Consider the following 15,498-nt stretch of genomic DNA (forward strand, 5'->3'; position numbering starts at 1 on the left):
ATTGAATTTTGCTTAATCGCAGAACAGCTCCTGCATGAGAAGGGGAGGAGAAATTCCTCCCGTGTCCCATGCCTCTCTTAATGCGTTTGGTTTTGCCATTTGAAGCAAACAAAAAGGAGTGTTCAATTTGAAAACAAGCTATTTAAAGTCACCTGATCTACTGCCGGTAAAAGAAAATGAAAGAAAAATCACGGGACTGGGCTATTCATTCATGTGGGTCGGCATGGTCGTAGTGCTCGCAACCTTTGCCATCGGGGGCGCAGGAGTCATGTCTTTACCCCTCCCCCTTGTCCTGCTGGCTACTTTGATCGGCTCTCTGGCCATTGGGCTGTTCATCACCCTTACAGGGGACATAGGTGTTGAACATGGATTGTCATTTCCTGTATACATGCGGGCTCCTTTTGGAACGATTGGCACTCATATTCCTTCATTAGTCAGAGGTGTTGCTGCATCCATGTGGTTTGGGATCAATACCTATTTCGGTGCAACCGCGATGAATGGCATTTTGAATCTCCTATACGGATTCGATAACTGGTTTGTATGTTTCCTTATTTTTGCATTATTGCAGCTCGTCAATACCGCACTTGGAATCAAAGCGGTCGAAAGGTTTGCAGATCTTGCAGCTCCGGTCATCATTCTGATTTCTGTATGGATGTATTCTTCTTTATCAGATACAGCAGCAGTGCAAGGGAGGGATATCTGGGGATGGGTGGAGAGTCCTGTAACAGGAGGAGCAGCTGTTACTGCATTTCTTGTAGTCATTTTCAGCAATATGGGTTTCTGGGCGACTTTGGCAGCGGATATTCCCTCGATTTCAAGGTTTATGAAAGCACCTCGAAATGAGAAAAACTGGTTTAAGCGAAATAAGAATCCATTGATTGGAAATCTGATCACTTTGCCGATTACGCAGACATTCATGGTATTGATTGGAGCTGTATCATATATCGCAGTCCTGAATTATGACCCTGTCATAGCCCTTCAGGAAGCAGCCGGCGGATTGGTTCTGGGCATCCTGCTGCTTATGATTGTGCTGGCACAATGGTCAACTAATATTGCTGCAAATGTTGTTCCTGCTGCGACCATTTTTTCAAACGTAGGAGGACCTAAGTTTCCATTCTGGGCAGGTGTGTTTACTGCGGGAGTTGTCGGTACGCTAGTACAGCCTTGGAATCTATTTGGAGTCATCATTCCGGTCCTGCTTTTCATAGGGGGGATTTTATCAGCGATTGTGGGGATACTTGTCGCTGACTATTATTTAATCAGGAAGCGACGGGTGAATGTCCCTGCTTTATATGAAGATCATGGTCAATATAAATATATGAACGGGGTAAACCTGGCTGGCTTTATTGCCTGGATTATCGGAGCAGTCGCCTCTTATTTTGTTCCAAGCTTTTCATTTCTGGTTGGTTTTGGTGCAGGGGCAATCTTCTACTATGTCCTGGCAAAGTATTGGTGGTTCAAAAAGTACGAACAGGCTGAACTGCTTGACCCGGATGATGATAAGTATTTAGGCATCTCTGCAGGGAGAGATTGGGAGATTGATAGTGAGAGTGACAAGTCCGTTGAAGAAGCAGGATGACGAATAATAATATAGCTGGGGGGTTCGCCTATGTCGGAATACCAGGAATTCTTAAATGAACGGGATAAAATAGACTTTCTATTACAAAAAGGGTTCAGGATAGAAAAAGTGACCGAAAATCTGAGCGGGGCATTTGTCGTATTTAAACATAAAGAGAATAAGCGAAGTGCGACACTTCATATCAAGACAGCGAATGCCAGGAAGTACTTTTCCAATCTATTAATTCAATCATAATTTCGAAAGGGGGATTTGAATGGAGAACCTGCCTGAACATGAAGCAGACAATGATGGTCTGATGAAACTTCCTGCAATCATGCACACGCCGGAAGACCAGGTGGAATGGATGTTATCTTTTTTGACTTCAACCGATAAGCCGGTTGATGAATGGGAGCGGATCTGCCACTCAGAGGTTCACATTTTGATCCCAGGAAATGAGTAAAGGGTTGGTTCAGCCAATCCTTTTTATCTTTTGATCTTGAATCCACAATACTTGAAGAGAAGGAGAAACAGATGACAAGTCTTTACTACCTTTCAGTTGAATCGATCCTAACAAGACCTTCCTTCGCACATTCACGTGTAATTGCAGGACACAAAGGTTTGCATCGGCAAGTGAAGTGGGTCCATGTAGTGGAAGTCACCGCCATTAAGAATCTGCTGAACGGCAATGAAATGATTCTTACTACAGGACTGGCTTTGAAGGAAGAAGCTGCGTTCATCAGCTTACTCAATCAGCTCATCCAAAGCGAAACTGCTGCCCTTTGTATCGAACTGGATACAAACATTTCAACCATACCCCACTCGATCACCCGAATAGCTGATGAATGTGACTTTCCGATAATTGTCTTTGAAAAAGAGGTCCCATTTGTCAGAATTACACAAGATATTCATTCAATCCTTATCAATCAGCAATATGAAATAATGAAGAAATTAGATGATTTTGCCCAAGTGCTTAACAGAAAGTTACTTACAGTGAATCATTCCGGAGAAATTTTGAATGTTCTGCAAAAAGAATTGGACGTACCAGTCATTTTTCAGATAAAAGAACAAGAGCCGCATTTCTATCCTTCTATGCGGCGTTCTGAAGAAGTGAATATAAAGAACAGATACATTGAACATTTAAAGGATACAAGTAATGATTTCGTATCAGCAAAGGTCCTTCTCTTTGATCAGGAGTATGCAGAGCTGTTCCTATTCAGGGGTGACCATCCATTCAGTGAATATGAAATGCTGCTCCTGGACAGGACGGCTACAGCGCTTGCACAGTTTTTAATGAGGGAACTTTACTTTAATGAAAAAAAGCGTATTGAAGAATCCAAGTGGATCATGTCCTGGCTCAAAGGGGAGCAGACGAGTGAAAGATTGTCGGCTTATTTAAGGAGCTTAAGAATGAATTTTCACGGAGGGGTCGTATGTGTGTTTGGAGATATGACTCAGCAGGAAACGCAAGATGTTACATACTTTAATCTGGTGGCAAGAAGTATCTTTGAACAGCAGGGATTCCATGCATTACCTGAAAAAGATGGAAATGACCTTCTATTCATCCTGCTTGATACAAGGAAACAAACAGACTGGAAATATCGGATAAAAAGGGCCCTGGATAAGATACATGAATCCAATTTTAATAGGAGAGATATAGATTCGGCCGTTTCTATAGGTAATTACCAAAATGAGATGATGAATATCCATTTGAGTTATAAATCTGCTGTGGAAAGCATGTTGCTGCGTGCGAAGGTCATGGATGATCAACGATACTATTTCTTCGATGATTTACATCTATACCGGTTGATTTCCATCGTGAACAATAATGTGAATCTCAACGGGATGATAGAAGAATATCTGAAACCACTGATTACGTATGATGAAAAACATGATGGCAGTCTTATGCTGACACTGAAAGTATTTCTAGGCTGCCAAGGTTCCAAGCAGGAAACAGCAAAAAAATTGTATATTGTCAGGCAAACACTTTATCATCGCCTCAAGAAAATTGAGGAATTGTTAGGTGAAGACTACATGAACCCCGAGAAAAGGCTGGCTATAGAGTTTTTGCTTGCAGCCCATGATTATCTGAACCCGGTGAAGAACGGAATGAAGCAATCGGCTGTCAAATAAATAACTCTGCTGATTATAAAAAAACGAAATGTCAAATGCACCTGCACAGTTGCTTTACATTATGTCTAATGAAAGCCCTTACCACAACTCTCATAATGAATGTAAATACTTCATGACGCTTACTTACTTCCAGGAGAAAATCAGCCCAACTCAATTGGGTACAAGGAGGAGTTAAAATTGTCGGTTATAAAAAATGAAGCAGCTGTATTAAAAAATTACATTGGCGGGAGCTGGGTGGATTCACTCAGTTCACAAACCATGCAAGTATTAAATCCTGCTACTAATGAAGAGCTGGCCAGAGTCCCTATCTCTACCAAAGAAGATGTAGACCGGGCAGTCCAATCAGCCAAGGAAGCATTGAAAACCTGGAAGAAAACTCCTGTTCCAAAGAGGGCAAGGATCCTTTATAAATATCATACTCTCTTATCTGACAATCATGAAGAGCTTGCAAAACTTGTCGTACAAGAGAATGGAAAAGCTTTTAAGGAAGCGTATGGAGAGGTTCAAAGGGGACTTGAGTGTGTGGAATTTGCCTGCGGGGCACCGACACTGATGATGGGGGAGACCCTCAGCGGAATTGCAGAAGGGATTGATTCCGAAATGTTCCGCTACCCTCTAGGGGTGGTTGGAGGGATTACACCTTTCAATTTTCCGATGATGGTTCCGCTCTGGATGTTCCCTCTCGCCGTTGCCTGCGGGAATACATTTGTTCTTAAGCCATCCGAGAGAACACCGCTTCTTGCCAACCGGCTTGCTGAACTATTCACAGAAGCCGGCATACCCCAGGGAGTCCTTAACGTGGTGCACGGGGCACATGACGTGGTTAACGGACTGATTGAACACAAAGATATTGCAGCCATCTCTTTTGTGGGATCCCAGCCAGTTGCAAAGTATGTGTATGAAAAATCAGCTTCAAACGGGAAGCGTGTCCAGGCTCTTTCAGGTGCCAAGAATCATCATGTGGTCATGCCGGATGCGGATATGGACAAGGCAGCTGACCACATCATCAGTTCGGCATTCGGAAGTGCCGGCCAGCGGTGCATGGCGTGCAGTGCAGTAGTCGTAGTCGGGGATAATGAGCCGTTTGTCAATGCATTAAAAAAGAAAGCGGATGAACTTTTTATCGGCAGCGGAATGGAAGATGAAGTGCTGCTGACCCCGGTAATCAGAAACGAACACCTTGACCGTACCCTCAAATATATTGAAAAAGGCCTCGAGGAAGGTGCTTCCTTGATCCGGGACGGAAGAAAGGAAATGGATGAATTCAACGAAGGGAACTTTTTGGGAGCGACGATATTTGATTATGTCACACCTGATATGACGATCGCAAGAGAAGAGATGTTTGCACCTGTTTTGAGCCTGCTGCGTGCAAAAGACTTAGATGAGGGACTAGAATATATACGTAAATCCCGTTTTGGGAATGGGGCTACTCTATATACAAAGGATGCGAAAGCAGTCAGGCAGTTCAGAGAAGAAGCGGATGCAGGGATGTTGGGGATCAATGTCGGAGTACCTGCCACAATGGCTTTCTTCCCATTTTCGGGATGGAAGGATTCTTTCTACGGAGACATGCATGTTAACGGGAAAGACGGAGTAAATTTCTATACTAGGAAGAAAATGATCACCTCAAGGTTCGATTTCTAAAAAAGAGTAAGGAGGGATTGCACATGGTGAAAACTGGTCAGGATACGTGGCTAAAACAGGATGAACAATTTGTCTGGCATTCGATGAAGCCGTATAATCCCGCTGGGACGATGGTAGTAACGGAATCCAACGGATCATGGGTGACCGATCATGAGGGGAAGAAATATTTGGACGGTATGGCCGGTTTATGGTGCGTGAACGTCGGTTATGGGAGACAGGAGCTTGCTGAAGCTGCATATGAACAGCTTAAAAAAATGGCTTACTTCCCGTTGACACAGAGTCATCAGCCGGCGATTCAGCTTGCTGAAAAACTGAACGGGCTTCTGGGGGATGATTATGTCATCTTTTTCTCAAACAGCGGTTCTGAAGCAAATGAGACGGCATTTAAAATCGCCCGTCAATATCATCAGCAAAAAGGTGAAGGGGAACGTTATAAGATTGTTTCCAGATATCGCGCTTATCATGGAAACTCAATGGGAGCACTGGCTGCAACGGGGCAGGCGCAAAGGAAATACAAGTACGAACCACTTGCTCCCGGCTTCATCCATGTTGCCCCTCCGGACTCCTACCGGGATGACGCGAATGGGAAATCCCCTCATGAACTGCCCGGGGTCAAGGCCATCGATCAAGCAATGACCTGGGAGCTCAGTGAAACGGTGGCCGCTGTCATTATGGAACCAATCATCACCGGCGGAGGAATTTTGGTACCGCAAGAGGGATATATGAAAGCAGCCAAGGAAGTGTGCGAGAATCATGGTGCCCTGTTGATCGTCGATGAGGTGATATGTGGTTTCGGGCGAACAGGCAAGCCATTCGGTTTCATGAATTATGATGTGAAACCGGACATCATCACAATGGCAAAAGGAATTACATCTGCGTACCTGCCGTTATCAGCAACAGCAGTGAAACGTGAGATCTATGAGGCTTTCAAAGGCTCTGAAGAATATGATTACTTCCGGCATATCAATACGTTTGGAGGGAATCCGGCAGCTTGTGCACTGGCTGTCAAGAACATTGAAATCATGGAGAATGAAGATCTCTTCGCAAGGTCGGCTGAACTCGGTGAAACAGCGATCAATACATTGAAAAACCAACTGCAGGATCATCCATTGGTCGGTGACGTAAGAGGGAAAGGACTACTAATAGGAATAGAAATGGTAAAGGATAGGCAATCGAAAAAACCATTGGAAGTGGATGTAGTGAATAAAGTCATTTCCTATTGCAAGCAAAACGGCGTCATCATCGGAAAAAACGGAGCCACTGTCGCCGGATACAACAATGTCTTGACACTTTCCCCTCCGCTTACGATCGATGTCGAGGATCTTGAACTTTTACTCTCAACTGTCATTGAAGGAATAAAACAAGCGTAATGAAAGATGAGCAGCTTCAATCATAGAAGCTGCTCGTTGATTCATAACTGGTTAACTTCGGAAGAACAAACAAGTGAATATCAAATCAAAAACGCACTGTATTTCACAATGGAATCACTGTGTGTTTTTTATTGTTATTAAGGTGTTATAAACGTTTTGGTTGATGAATCTTATGGGGGTGCACATTCCACTACTATATAAATAACTTTTGGAATTAGTGGTAGTTAATATGCTTAAAAACCTGACTGACGAAGAAACAGTTAAGTGTTAAGTTTTAGCTAATAACTTCTTGGGCTTTCTCTTGATTTTTTATTGACGCGGTAACCAAAGCGTTTAATAACTGAGGCTGGGATTAAAAGGTTTTAGTCTATGCAAGGTCCGATAATTTTCGTATTAAGAGGAAAATTAGTTCGGGCTTTAATTTGTTTAAATGTTCATTTAGATTTAGCTCTCTTCAGCGGTTGATTGGAGTGCAAGACGAAGACTCCTGCGGGAAGAGTAGCTTATGTGAGACTTGTCTAGCTGCGGGGCTTAGAGGCACATGTTATAAGTCAAATCGGCCAAGAAGGCAAAGTACGCCTTCGTGGCCGATTCGCCTTATGCCAACCGCCTCTTTTCAATGCCCCTCCGCTTTTCTTCCCGCAGGCTTGCCGAGGAGGCTCACGGGCTACCCGCGGAAAGCGTAGTCTTGCACGGAAATCATTAGCGGTGTTGAGAGTCCACTTATATATTTAAATCTATCTTTTGAAAGTTTGCTCCTCTCAAGTAACCCGTTGATTTATTTCATTATTCACCTTTATTAAAAAATAATGGTAAAATTAATTTATCGCACAAAGGATAGGAGAGGGACGAATGACTGTAACATTTAAAGGAATTGATCACATTCAATTGGCCGCACCTGAAGACTGTGAAAAAGAAGCAAGAAGGTTCTATGGCGAAATGATAGGATTAAAGGAAATCCCCAAGCCGGAAAACCTCCAGGGGAGAGGGGGCTGCTGGTTTCAATTTGGTTCCCAGGAAGTTCATATTGGCGTACAGCAGGCTTTTGTACCGGCGACTAAAGCTCATCCCGGATTGCTTGTAGAAGGATTAGAAGAATTCCGCAGTTCTTTGATTGAAAAAGGAATTGAAATCAAAGAAGATACACCTATAAACGGCAGGTGCCGATTCTTTGTATCCGATCCCTTTGGAAATCGGATTGAGTTTCTTGAATACAATTGATTACTGAAATAGAAGGCATCCCGCTCCGGTGAGATGCCTCTATTAGCGTTGCCGTATTTCTTGTGGTAAATCATTGGATGCAGGGGGCACATCTCTTTTTTTGACAAGGATGGATTCGGAAGAATATATCGAGACAATCAACTGGCCGCCATATATTTTTGCTCGAATCAAAAGGGGCTGGTTATAGATGTTCCGAAAAATGAAATCCGGGCCGTACCAACTTACAGTTGCATCCCTTCCCTTGGGTACATATGGGACTCTTTTACTGTGATGATACCGTTCCATAATTTCTACCCCCGCAAGGTCCACTGCATTGAACAGAGTCGAAGAGACCTGACAAATCCCCCCGCCGATATCTTCGGAAAGTTCCCCTCTCACAATGACTGGAGCCTTTTTATATCCTTTCTCCCTGGTTCTTTTACCGACCACTTTATTAAATGAGAATGTTTCACCAGGAAAAACAACCGTATTGTCGACCTCTTTGACAGCAAGGCTGATATTATGGGAGCGTTCAACATTGCGTTGATTGAAATAAGTGACATATTGTCCTATTTTCTTGTCTCGGATTGAAGATAGTAACTCGCTGTCCACACGGGGATAGATGACTTGTAATGGAACATCGATGGAAGCTGTACCTTTAGAGAATAAAGCTTCTATAAGCTGTTTCTGGAATTTCCTCCGGTGCAACGTATAGCCATTTTCATGTTCGACTATATGGTTGTGCTCATCAAGGTACGCATCTTGAGGAGGGACCGACACTTTCTTTTGAATGTCTTCCATGAGGTTTTCAGTTATGGCCGGGTTTAATAGTGGCTCATCAATCACATTATAGGTAAGATCTGTTTTTGAATAAGAGGAAAGATGGCTATCCTGGAAGAAGATTTCTATTTGATCCGCATGTCCAGCTTTCAGGCCGGGTAATGCAAGAAGACTAATAAGAGTTAGTTTTGATAATAACTGCATCGTTCATCATTCCCTTCTTAAAATAGTATAGGTATGAAATGAACTTTCATGTAACTCATGAACGAGTTTACAGTTACCAATAATTTCAGCTTATTCATTTTCCGTTCAATCAGAAACTATTTAAAAAAAGGTATGGTTTTTGATGCATATTCAAATGAAAATCTTCATCATTATTCTTTTGCTTTTGTTACTTAGCGGCAGAGTTGAAGCCGAGACGGTTGGGGGAGATGAACAAACGATAGATGCGCCGCGTCCTTCTTTTTCAGTCGAAATTCTTCCGTGGGAAACAGTAAAAGAATTGATCCCGAATAAATCTTATTTTACGATCATTGACGTCCAAACCGGTCTGAGTTTTCAAGTGCAGAGGCGTGCAGGAAGCAAACATGCGGATGTACAGCCGCTTACAAATAAAGATACAAAAGTAATGAAAAAAATTTATGGAGGGGCATGGAGCTGGGACAGAAGAGCGATACTGGTTCAGTATGATGATCGTTTAATACCAGGCTCTATGAATGGAATGCCTCATGGTGCAGGAGCACTTAAGAATGGATTTCCCGGACACTTTTGTGTACATTTTTATGGCAGTACCACCCATAAAACCCCTACACCTGATTTCGCACATAAATTGATGATTTTAAGGGCCGGGGGAGAACTGAAAAGGTATGTATACCATATGGATCCATATGAAAGCCTCCACATCCTGGAGGTGGCAATCAATCAACATGACGAAGATTTACTTGCATTGATTCTTTCAGGCGGAGAGAGGGGTATTGCAAAAAAAATGATCCATCACGTTAAACACATAGACATTTCGGATTTATCATTGCTGCCATCAGAAGACATACACCCGATCTTTGGCCTGGTTGTACATGCAAGGTTGAAATGGATCACGGGAGAACAGGAACAAAATGTGAAAAAGGGTGAAATGATCATTCGCAGAAACAGTCCTGAAGATCAGTGGACACTTGATGCCAAGGTACTGGCTGCACTGCTGGAGTGATCATTAACCCTTGGAAAATACTGCGGAAAATGTATGTAAAAAATGATGCAGCTGAGTTTTTTTCATTCATAAAGAGGGAAAAGGTGCTTTAAACAAATTGTGGAGGGTAAAAACTCATGCTGGAGTTCATAATAAATGTTATTAAAGAAATAGGGATGTGGGGGCTATTTGCAGGAAATGCAATAGAAGCATCATCTTTACCTTTTCCTGGAGTGCTTGTCACACTCACATATGGATACCTTCTTGACCCGTCCTGGGGGAAGCTGATCGGCCTGGCTGTTATTAGCAGCGTGATTTATACGGTGTTCAGCTATATCCCATATGGAATCGGGTTTAAGATTAAACATACGATCAAGGAAAAGACAAACAGCAAAAATACAAGAAAAGTTGAAAAAGCTCAAAAGTGGTTCAGGAAATACGGGATATGGAGCATCGCCCTCTCGCGCCCTCTTGGAATCGGGAACTATATCTCATATGCATCCGGGATCAGTAAAGTAAATAAGATAAAGTTTGGTATGCTTACATTCATCGGGATTTTCCCAGTCACCTTCATCATGCTCATTGTAGGGAAAAATGGAAATTTGAAGTCGGTACAGGCATTGATGAGCAATGTTCAGAACTATATCTTTATTGGAGGGGCCGCCGTGCTCATCATTTATATTGCGTATAAATTTTTCTATACCGCCGGAAAGAAAAAGAACAAGGATTCTTCTAACAATGAATCACCTAAAGTGGCTAAACAAGGTGATTCATAATTGCAAAACGCTGCTCCTTTCATGAGCGGCGTTTTTTTGCCTGCGTTTTACTATTTTCTTCTATGTGCTTCTTTTTGAGTCGATATGATATAATGAGGAGTCGAAATTAGTAGAATTAGCATGAAAGGTTTGATTCGAACCATGACTCAATATACGCCGATGATCAGGCAATATTTACAAGTAAAGGCAGATTATCAGGATGCCTTTTTATTTTTTCGTTTAGGTGATTTTTATGAAATGTTCTTTGATGATGCAATTACGGCCTCACAGGAACTTGAAATAACATTAACAAGCCGTGATGGAGGGGGAGAGGAAAGAATCCCTATGTGCGGGGTCCCTTATCACTCCGCTTCCAATTACATAGAACAGCTGATCGACAAAGGATTCAAAGTGGCCATTTGTGAACAGACTGAAGACCCGAAGCAGGCAAAGGGGGTCGTTAAGAGGGAAGTTGTTCAGCTGATCACTCCTGGAACTGTAATGGACGGGAAGGGTTTGAATGATAAAGAAAACAATTATATTGCATCCGTGACTCCGTTTGACGATGAAACGTTCGGGCTCGCATACAGTGACCTTACCACTGGTGAATCCAAAGTCACCCTTGTAACAGGCGGCCTTCAAAACTTACTGAATGAACTGGCGACAATCGGGGCAAAAGAAGTGGTGCTTCCCCCGGATGTAGATAAAGAAACCCAAAGAAGAATCAACGAGAGAAGTGACCTTACACTTTCATATGAAAATGAGACAAGTCTGGATCCTTCATTCTCACATCTTGTAGAAGCTCTCGACCAGGAAAAATTGAAGGTAAGTACAGCGAGGCTGTTTCAATATCTATTCCGAACCCAGAAAAGAAGTCTCGATCACTTGCAAGAAGCAGAGACGTATCATATCTACCAATATATGAAAATGGATTATTATTCTAAAAGGAATCTCGAATTGACAGAGACGATCCGCTCCAAAGGGAAAAAAGGGTCACTCCTATGGCTGCTGGATGAAACCATGACGGCAATGGGGGCACGCCTCCTTAAACAATGGATCGACCGTCCGCTTATTCAAGTGAAAGAAATACAGAAACGTCAGACAGTAGTGGAAGTCCTCTTGGAGAGATTTTTCGAAAGGCAGGATTTAAGGGAACGACTTAAAGAAGTGTACGATTTAGAACGATTGGCGGGAAGGGTAGCCTTCGGTAATGTAAATGCACGTGATCTGATTCAACTGAAAAAATCGCTGCAGCAAGTCCCTGTTTTAAAACATCTGGTGGAGACAATGGGCAATGAAGCTACTGATGCACTCGTGTCGGACCTGGATCCTTGTGAGGATCTGACAGATTTACTGGAGCAGGCATTGGTCGAAAATCCGCCTCTTTCCATTAAAGAAGGCAGCCTCTTAAGGGACGGCTACCATGAAGAACTGGATCAGTACCGTGATGCAAGCAAGAACGGGAAGAGCTGGATTGCAGAGCTTGAACGGAAAGAACGGGAGCGTACCGGAATACGCTCATTGAAGGTCGGATTCAACCGGGTATTCGGTTATTATATCGAAGTAACCAAAGCGAATCTTCATCATCTGGAAGAAGGCAGATACGAAAGAAAACAAACGTTGACGAATGCTGAGCGTTTCATCACCCCTGAATTAAAGGAGAAAGAATCCATCATTCTTCAGGCTAATGAAAAATCTGTTGAATTGGAGTATGAACTTTTCATCGGAATCAGGGAAACTGTAAAAGAGTTCATTCCGCGTCTCCAAAAGTTGGCAAGGCTCGTGAGTGAGCTGGACGTACTTCAATGTTTTGCTACTGTAAGCGAAAAAAGGCATTATACGAAGCCAGCATTCAATGAGGAACGCCGGATCATCCTGCATGATGGACGCCATCCAGTGGTTGAGAAGGTAATGGGTGCCCAGGAGTATGTGCCAAATGACTGTTTCATGGATGCAGAACGGGAAATGCTCCTTATTACAGGGCCAAATATGTCCGGTAAGAGTACCTATATGAGGCAGATAGCACTTACGTCCATCCTGGCCCAGATCGGTTGTTATGTACCTGCAAGCAGGGCGGACCTCCCTGTGTTCGATCAAGTATTTACACGTATAGGAGCGGCTGATGACTTGATTTCCGGACAGAGTACATTCATGGTCGAAATGCTCGAGGCGAAGAATGCAATCGTCAATGCGACACAGCAGAGCTTGATCCTTTTCGATGAAATCGGACGGGGTACATCCACATATGACGGAATGGCCCTCGCCCAGGCGATCATTGAATACATCCATGAAAATATCGGGGCAAAAACCCTGTTCTCCACCCATTATCATGAACTGACAACTCTTGAAGAAGAATTAATCAAGGTCAAAAATGTACATGTCAGCGCAATGGAGCAAAATGGAAAACTTGTCTTTCTTCACAAGATCAAAGAAGGGGCTGCAGATAAGAGTTACGGTATTCATGTGGCTGAACTGGCAGATCTACCTCAGGAGCTGATCCGGCGGGCGAACGAAATATTAACGCATCTTGAAAGAGAGGAAAATGAGTCTTCAGTATCCCGGTCGAAGGCAGAAGCTGCAGGTACGAAAGAGAAGACGAAAGAGAAGACAAATGATGAGCTCAATGAGGAACTCGCACAGCTTTCCTTTTTCCAGACAGAGGAAACTGCAGCCAAAGAGTCAACACCCACATCAAAGGAAAAGAAACTGCTGGATGAATTGAAGAAACTCGATATCCTTGAAATGACACCACTTGATGCGATGAATACTTTATACGGAATACAAAAAAAGCTAAAAAAATAAAGGCGGTGTAATCGTGGCAAAGATCTTTCAGCTTGATGACTCGCTTTCCAACAAAATAGCAGCGGGCGAGGTTGTTGAAAGGCCAGCTTCAGTCGTAAAAGAGCTCTTGGAAAATAGTATCGATGCCAACGGTGATGTGATCGAAATTCACATAGAAGAAGCGGGCCTTAATTCGATCCGCATCATCGATAATGGGGACGGTATCGAAGAGGAAGATGTTAAGACGGCTTTCAGGAGGCATGCAACAAGTAAGATTAAAGATGAGAATGATCTTTTCAGGATCCGTACCCTGGGATTCAGGGGGGAGGCACTGCCGAGTATCGCGTCTGTTTCGTACTTTACCATGAGCACAAGTACAGGCGAGGGACCAGGCACATTTATCGAACTTCATGGCGGTGTGATCAAAAAGCTCGAAAAGACTTCTTCAAGAAAAGGAACGGATATAACGGTTTCACAAATTTTCTATAACACTCCCGCCCGTTTAAAGTACTTGAAGACCATCCATACAGAGCTCGGAAACATCAGTGATGTGGTGAATCGAATCGCACTTGCTCATCCGGAAGTATCAATCAGGCTCCTGCATAATGGGAAGCCGCTCCTTCATACAAATGGAAGCGGTGATGTCCGTCAAGTCCTCGCTGCTATCTATGGTATAGGTATTGCAAAGAAAATGGTTCCCATCGAAGTGAGTACGCTGGATTTCCGGGTCAGCGGATATGTTTCCCTTCCTGAGATCACCCGGGCATCGAGGAATTATATATCGACGATGATCAATGGAAGATTCATAAAAAATTATGCGCTTGCTAAAGCGATAGGGGAGGGATACCATACCCTCCTGCCGATAGGAAGGCATCCAATTGTATTATTGAACATTGATATGGATCCTGTCCTCATTGATGTGAATGTTCACCCTTCCAAAATGGAAGTTCGTATAAGTAAAGAAAATGAATTGAATTCACTTGTGACCGAGGGTATCAAGGCAGTCTTTAAACAAAAAGAGCTTATTCCTTCAGGAACATCTGCAGCAAGACCTGTCAAACCTAAGTCTGAGCAAACGTACATGAGCCTGGATCACAGCCCTGCTCCAACAAATATAAGTCCAGGCTCATGGACGACAATGCCCGAAGAAGCACTTCCCAAAGAGAAGGCCAGGGAGAATGCGGCCAGAGAGTTTCCGCAAATGGCAGCGGAAGAGAGAAGGCCTTTTCAGGCTGAAACTCCATCAGACGATAGTTATCATGAAGAAGAAATGCCCGTTGAGCAAGCTGAAGATGCTGCGATTGATCATAGAGTAATAGCTGAAGACCCGGACAAAGAAACAGAAGCACTCAGGGTGCCTCCGCTTTATCCGGTGGGGCAAATGCACGGAACATACCTTTTTGCTCAAAATGACCAAGGGCTGTACATCATTGATCAGCACGCTGCACAGGAACGCATCAAATATGAATTCTTCAAAGAAAAAGTGGGACAGGTTGCGAAAGAGCTGCAAGAACTGCTGGTGCCGCTGACACTGGAATATTCGATGGATGAATATATCAAAATTAATGAAAACCGGTCTGCACTTGAAGAAGTCGGGGTTTTTCTGGAAGAGTTCGGACAGAACAGTTTCATTGTCCGTTCGCATCCTCAATGGTTTCCCCCAGGTGAAGAAAAGGAAACGATAGAAGATATGATCCAACAAGTTCTTAAAATGAACCGTGTGGACATACGAAAGCTACGCGAGGAAGCAGCAATCATGATGAGCTGCAAGGGATCCATCAAGGCAAACCACCATTTAAGGAATGACGAGATCCTTGCACTGCTGGATGAATTGAGAAGGACCAACGACCCTTTCACTTGTCCGCACGGCCGTCCGATCATCATCCATTACTCTACCTATGAGATGGAAAAAATGTTTAAACGGATAATGTAACCAATAAAAAAGAAGTCTGGCATACCCAGGCTTCTTTTTTATTTATATAAGATTACAAGAATATTATTATGTTAACCTAATGCTCGTTTAAAACAAATTTCAAAAGATCAATTGAAATATTTCATCTTTAGTGTAAAATTACACTAAAAGGATTGAATTGGGGG

At 43.2% G+C, this 15,498-nt stretch carries 12 protein-coding genes; 11 read left to right on the top strand and 1 reads right to left on the bottom strand.

All coding sequences use genetic code 11. The features are described 5' to 3' along the window. Window positions 1-127 precede the first annotated feature (127 nt). The 7 genes from ACKA06_RS04025 to ACKA06_RS04055 all read left to right on the top strand — a co-directional run bounded on the left by ACKA06_RS04025 (window position 128) and on the right by ACKA06_RS04055 (window position 7,923). Window positions 128-1,579, top strand: coding sequence for an NCS1 family transporter (locus ACKA06_RS04025; RefSeq protein ID WP_032088720.1), 1,452 nt, complete (start codon window positions 128-130; stop codon window positions 1,577-1,579). Between the two features lie 30 nt (window positions 1,580-1,609). Further along, window positions 1,610-1,813, top strand: coding sequence for a hypothetical protein (locus ACKA06_RS04030; protein ID WP_032088719.1), 204 nt, complete (start codon window positions 1,610-1,612; stop codon window positions 1,811-1,813). Between the two features lie 19 nt (window positions 1,814-1,832). After that, window positions 1,833-2,018: a hypothetical protein gene (locus tag ACKA06_RS04035; RefSeq protein WP_411159027.1), complete on the top strand. Its 186-nt coding sequence runs from the start codon at window positions 1,833-1,835 to the stop codon at window positions 2,016-2,018. Between the two features lie 71 nt (window positions 2,019-2,089). After that, on the top strand, window positions 2,090-3,688 hold the full coding sequence (locus tag ACKA06_RS04040) for a PucR family transcriptional regulator (protein ID WP_411159028.1): 1,599 nt from the start codon (window positions 2,090-2,092) through the stop codon (window positions 3,686-3,688). 177 nt (window positions 3,689-3,865) lie between these two features. Then, on the top strand, window positions 3,866-5,332 hold the full coding sequence (locus tag ACKA06_RS04045; RefSeq protein ID WP_411159029.1) for a CoA-acylating methylmalonate-semialdehyde dehydrogenase: 1,467 nt from the start codon (window positions 3,866-3,868) through the stop codon (window positions 5,330-5,332). Window positions 5,333-5,355: 23 nt separating this feature from the next. After that, window positions 5,356-6,702, top strand: a complete 1,347-nt coding sequence (locus ACKA06_RS04050; protein ID WP_411159030.1) for an aspartate aminotransferase family protein — start codon at window positions 5,356-5,358, stop codon at window positions 6,700-6,702. An 852-nt stretch (window positions 6,703-7,554) separates the two neighbouring features. Further along, the gene (locus ACKA06_RS04055; protein WP_058298463.1) at window positions 7,555-7,923 is read left to right on the top strand and encodes a VOC family protein; all 369 of its coding nucleotides are present in this window, start codon (window positions 7,555-7,557) and stop codon (window positions 7,921-7,923) included. Between the two features lie 42 nt (window positions 7,924-7,965). Here ACKA06_RS04055 and ACKA06_RS04060 read toward each other — a convergent pair whose 3' ends face one another. Further along, entirely contained in the window at window positions 7,966-8,886 is a 921-nt protein-coding gene (locus ACKA06_RS04060; RefSeq protein WP_032088713.1) for a VanW family protein, read from the bottom strand. A 139-nt stretch (window positions 8,887-9,025) separates the two neighbouring features. On the opposite strand from ACKA06_RS04060, the gene ACKA06_RS04065 reads away from it, so the two are divergent. The 4 genes from ACKA06_RS04065 to mutL all read left to right on the top strand — a co-directional run bounded on the left by ACKA06_RS04065 (window position 9,026) and on the right by mutL (window position 15,334). After that, a complete protein-coding gene (locus ACKA06_RS04065; RefSeq protein ID WP_411159031.1) occupies window positions 9,026-9,886 on the top strand; it encodes a hypothetical protein in 861 nt (286 codons plus the stop codon). Between the two features lie 116 nt (window positions 9,887-10,002). Further along, window positions 10,003-10,641, top strand: a complete 639-nt coding sequence (locus ACKA06_RS04070; RefSeq protein WP_064565818.1) for a DedA family protein — start codon at window positions 10,003-10,005, stop codon at window positions 10,639-10,641. A gap of 141 nt (window positions 10,642-10,782) precedes the next feature. Continuing rightward, window positions 10,783-13,422: a DNA mismatch repair protein MutS gene (gene mutS, locus ACKA06_RS04075; RefSeq protein WP_064565940.1), complete on the top strand. Its 2,640-nt coding sequence runs from the start codon at window positions 10,783-10,785 to the stop codon at window positions 13,420-13,422. A gap of 13 nt (window positions 13,423-13,435) precedes the next feature. Next, entirely contained in the window at window positions 13,436-15,334 is a 1,899-nt protein-coding gene (mutL, locus tag ACKA06_RS04080; protein ID WP_064565816.1) for a DNA mismatch repair endonuclease MutL, read from the top strand. The last annotated feature ends 164 nt before the right edge of the window (window positions 15,335-15,498 follow it).

The organism is Rossellomorea oryzaecorticis (assembly GCF_045897515.1).
Lineage (GTDB): Bacteria > Bacillota > Bacilli > Bacillales > Bacillaceae_B > Rossellomorea > Rossellomorea enclensis.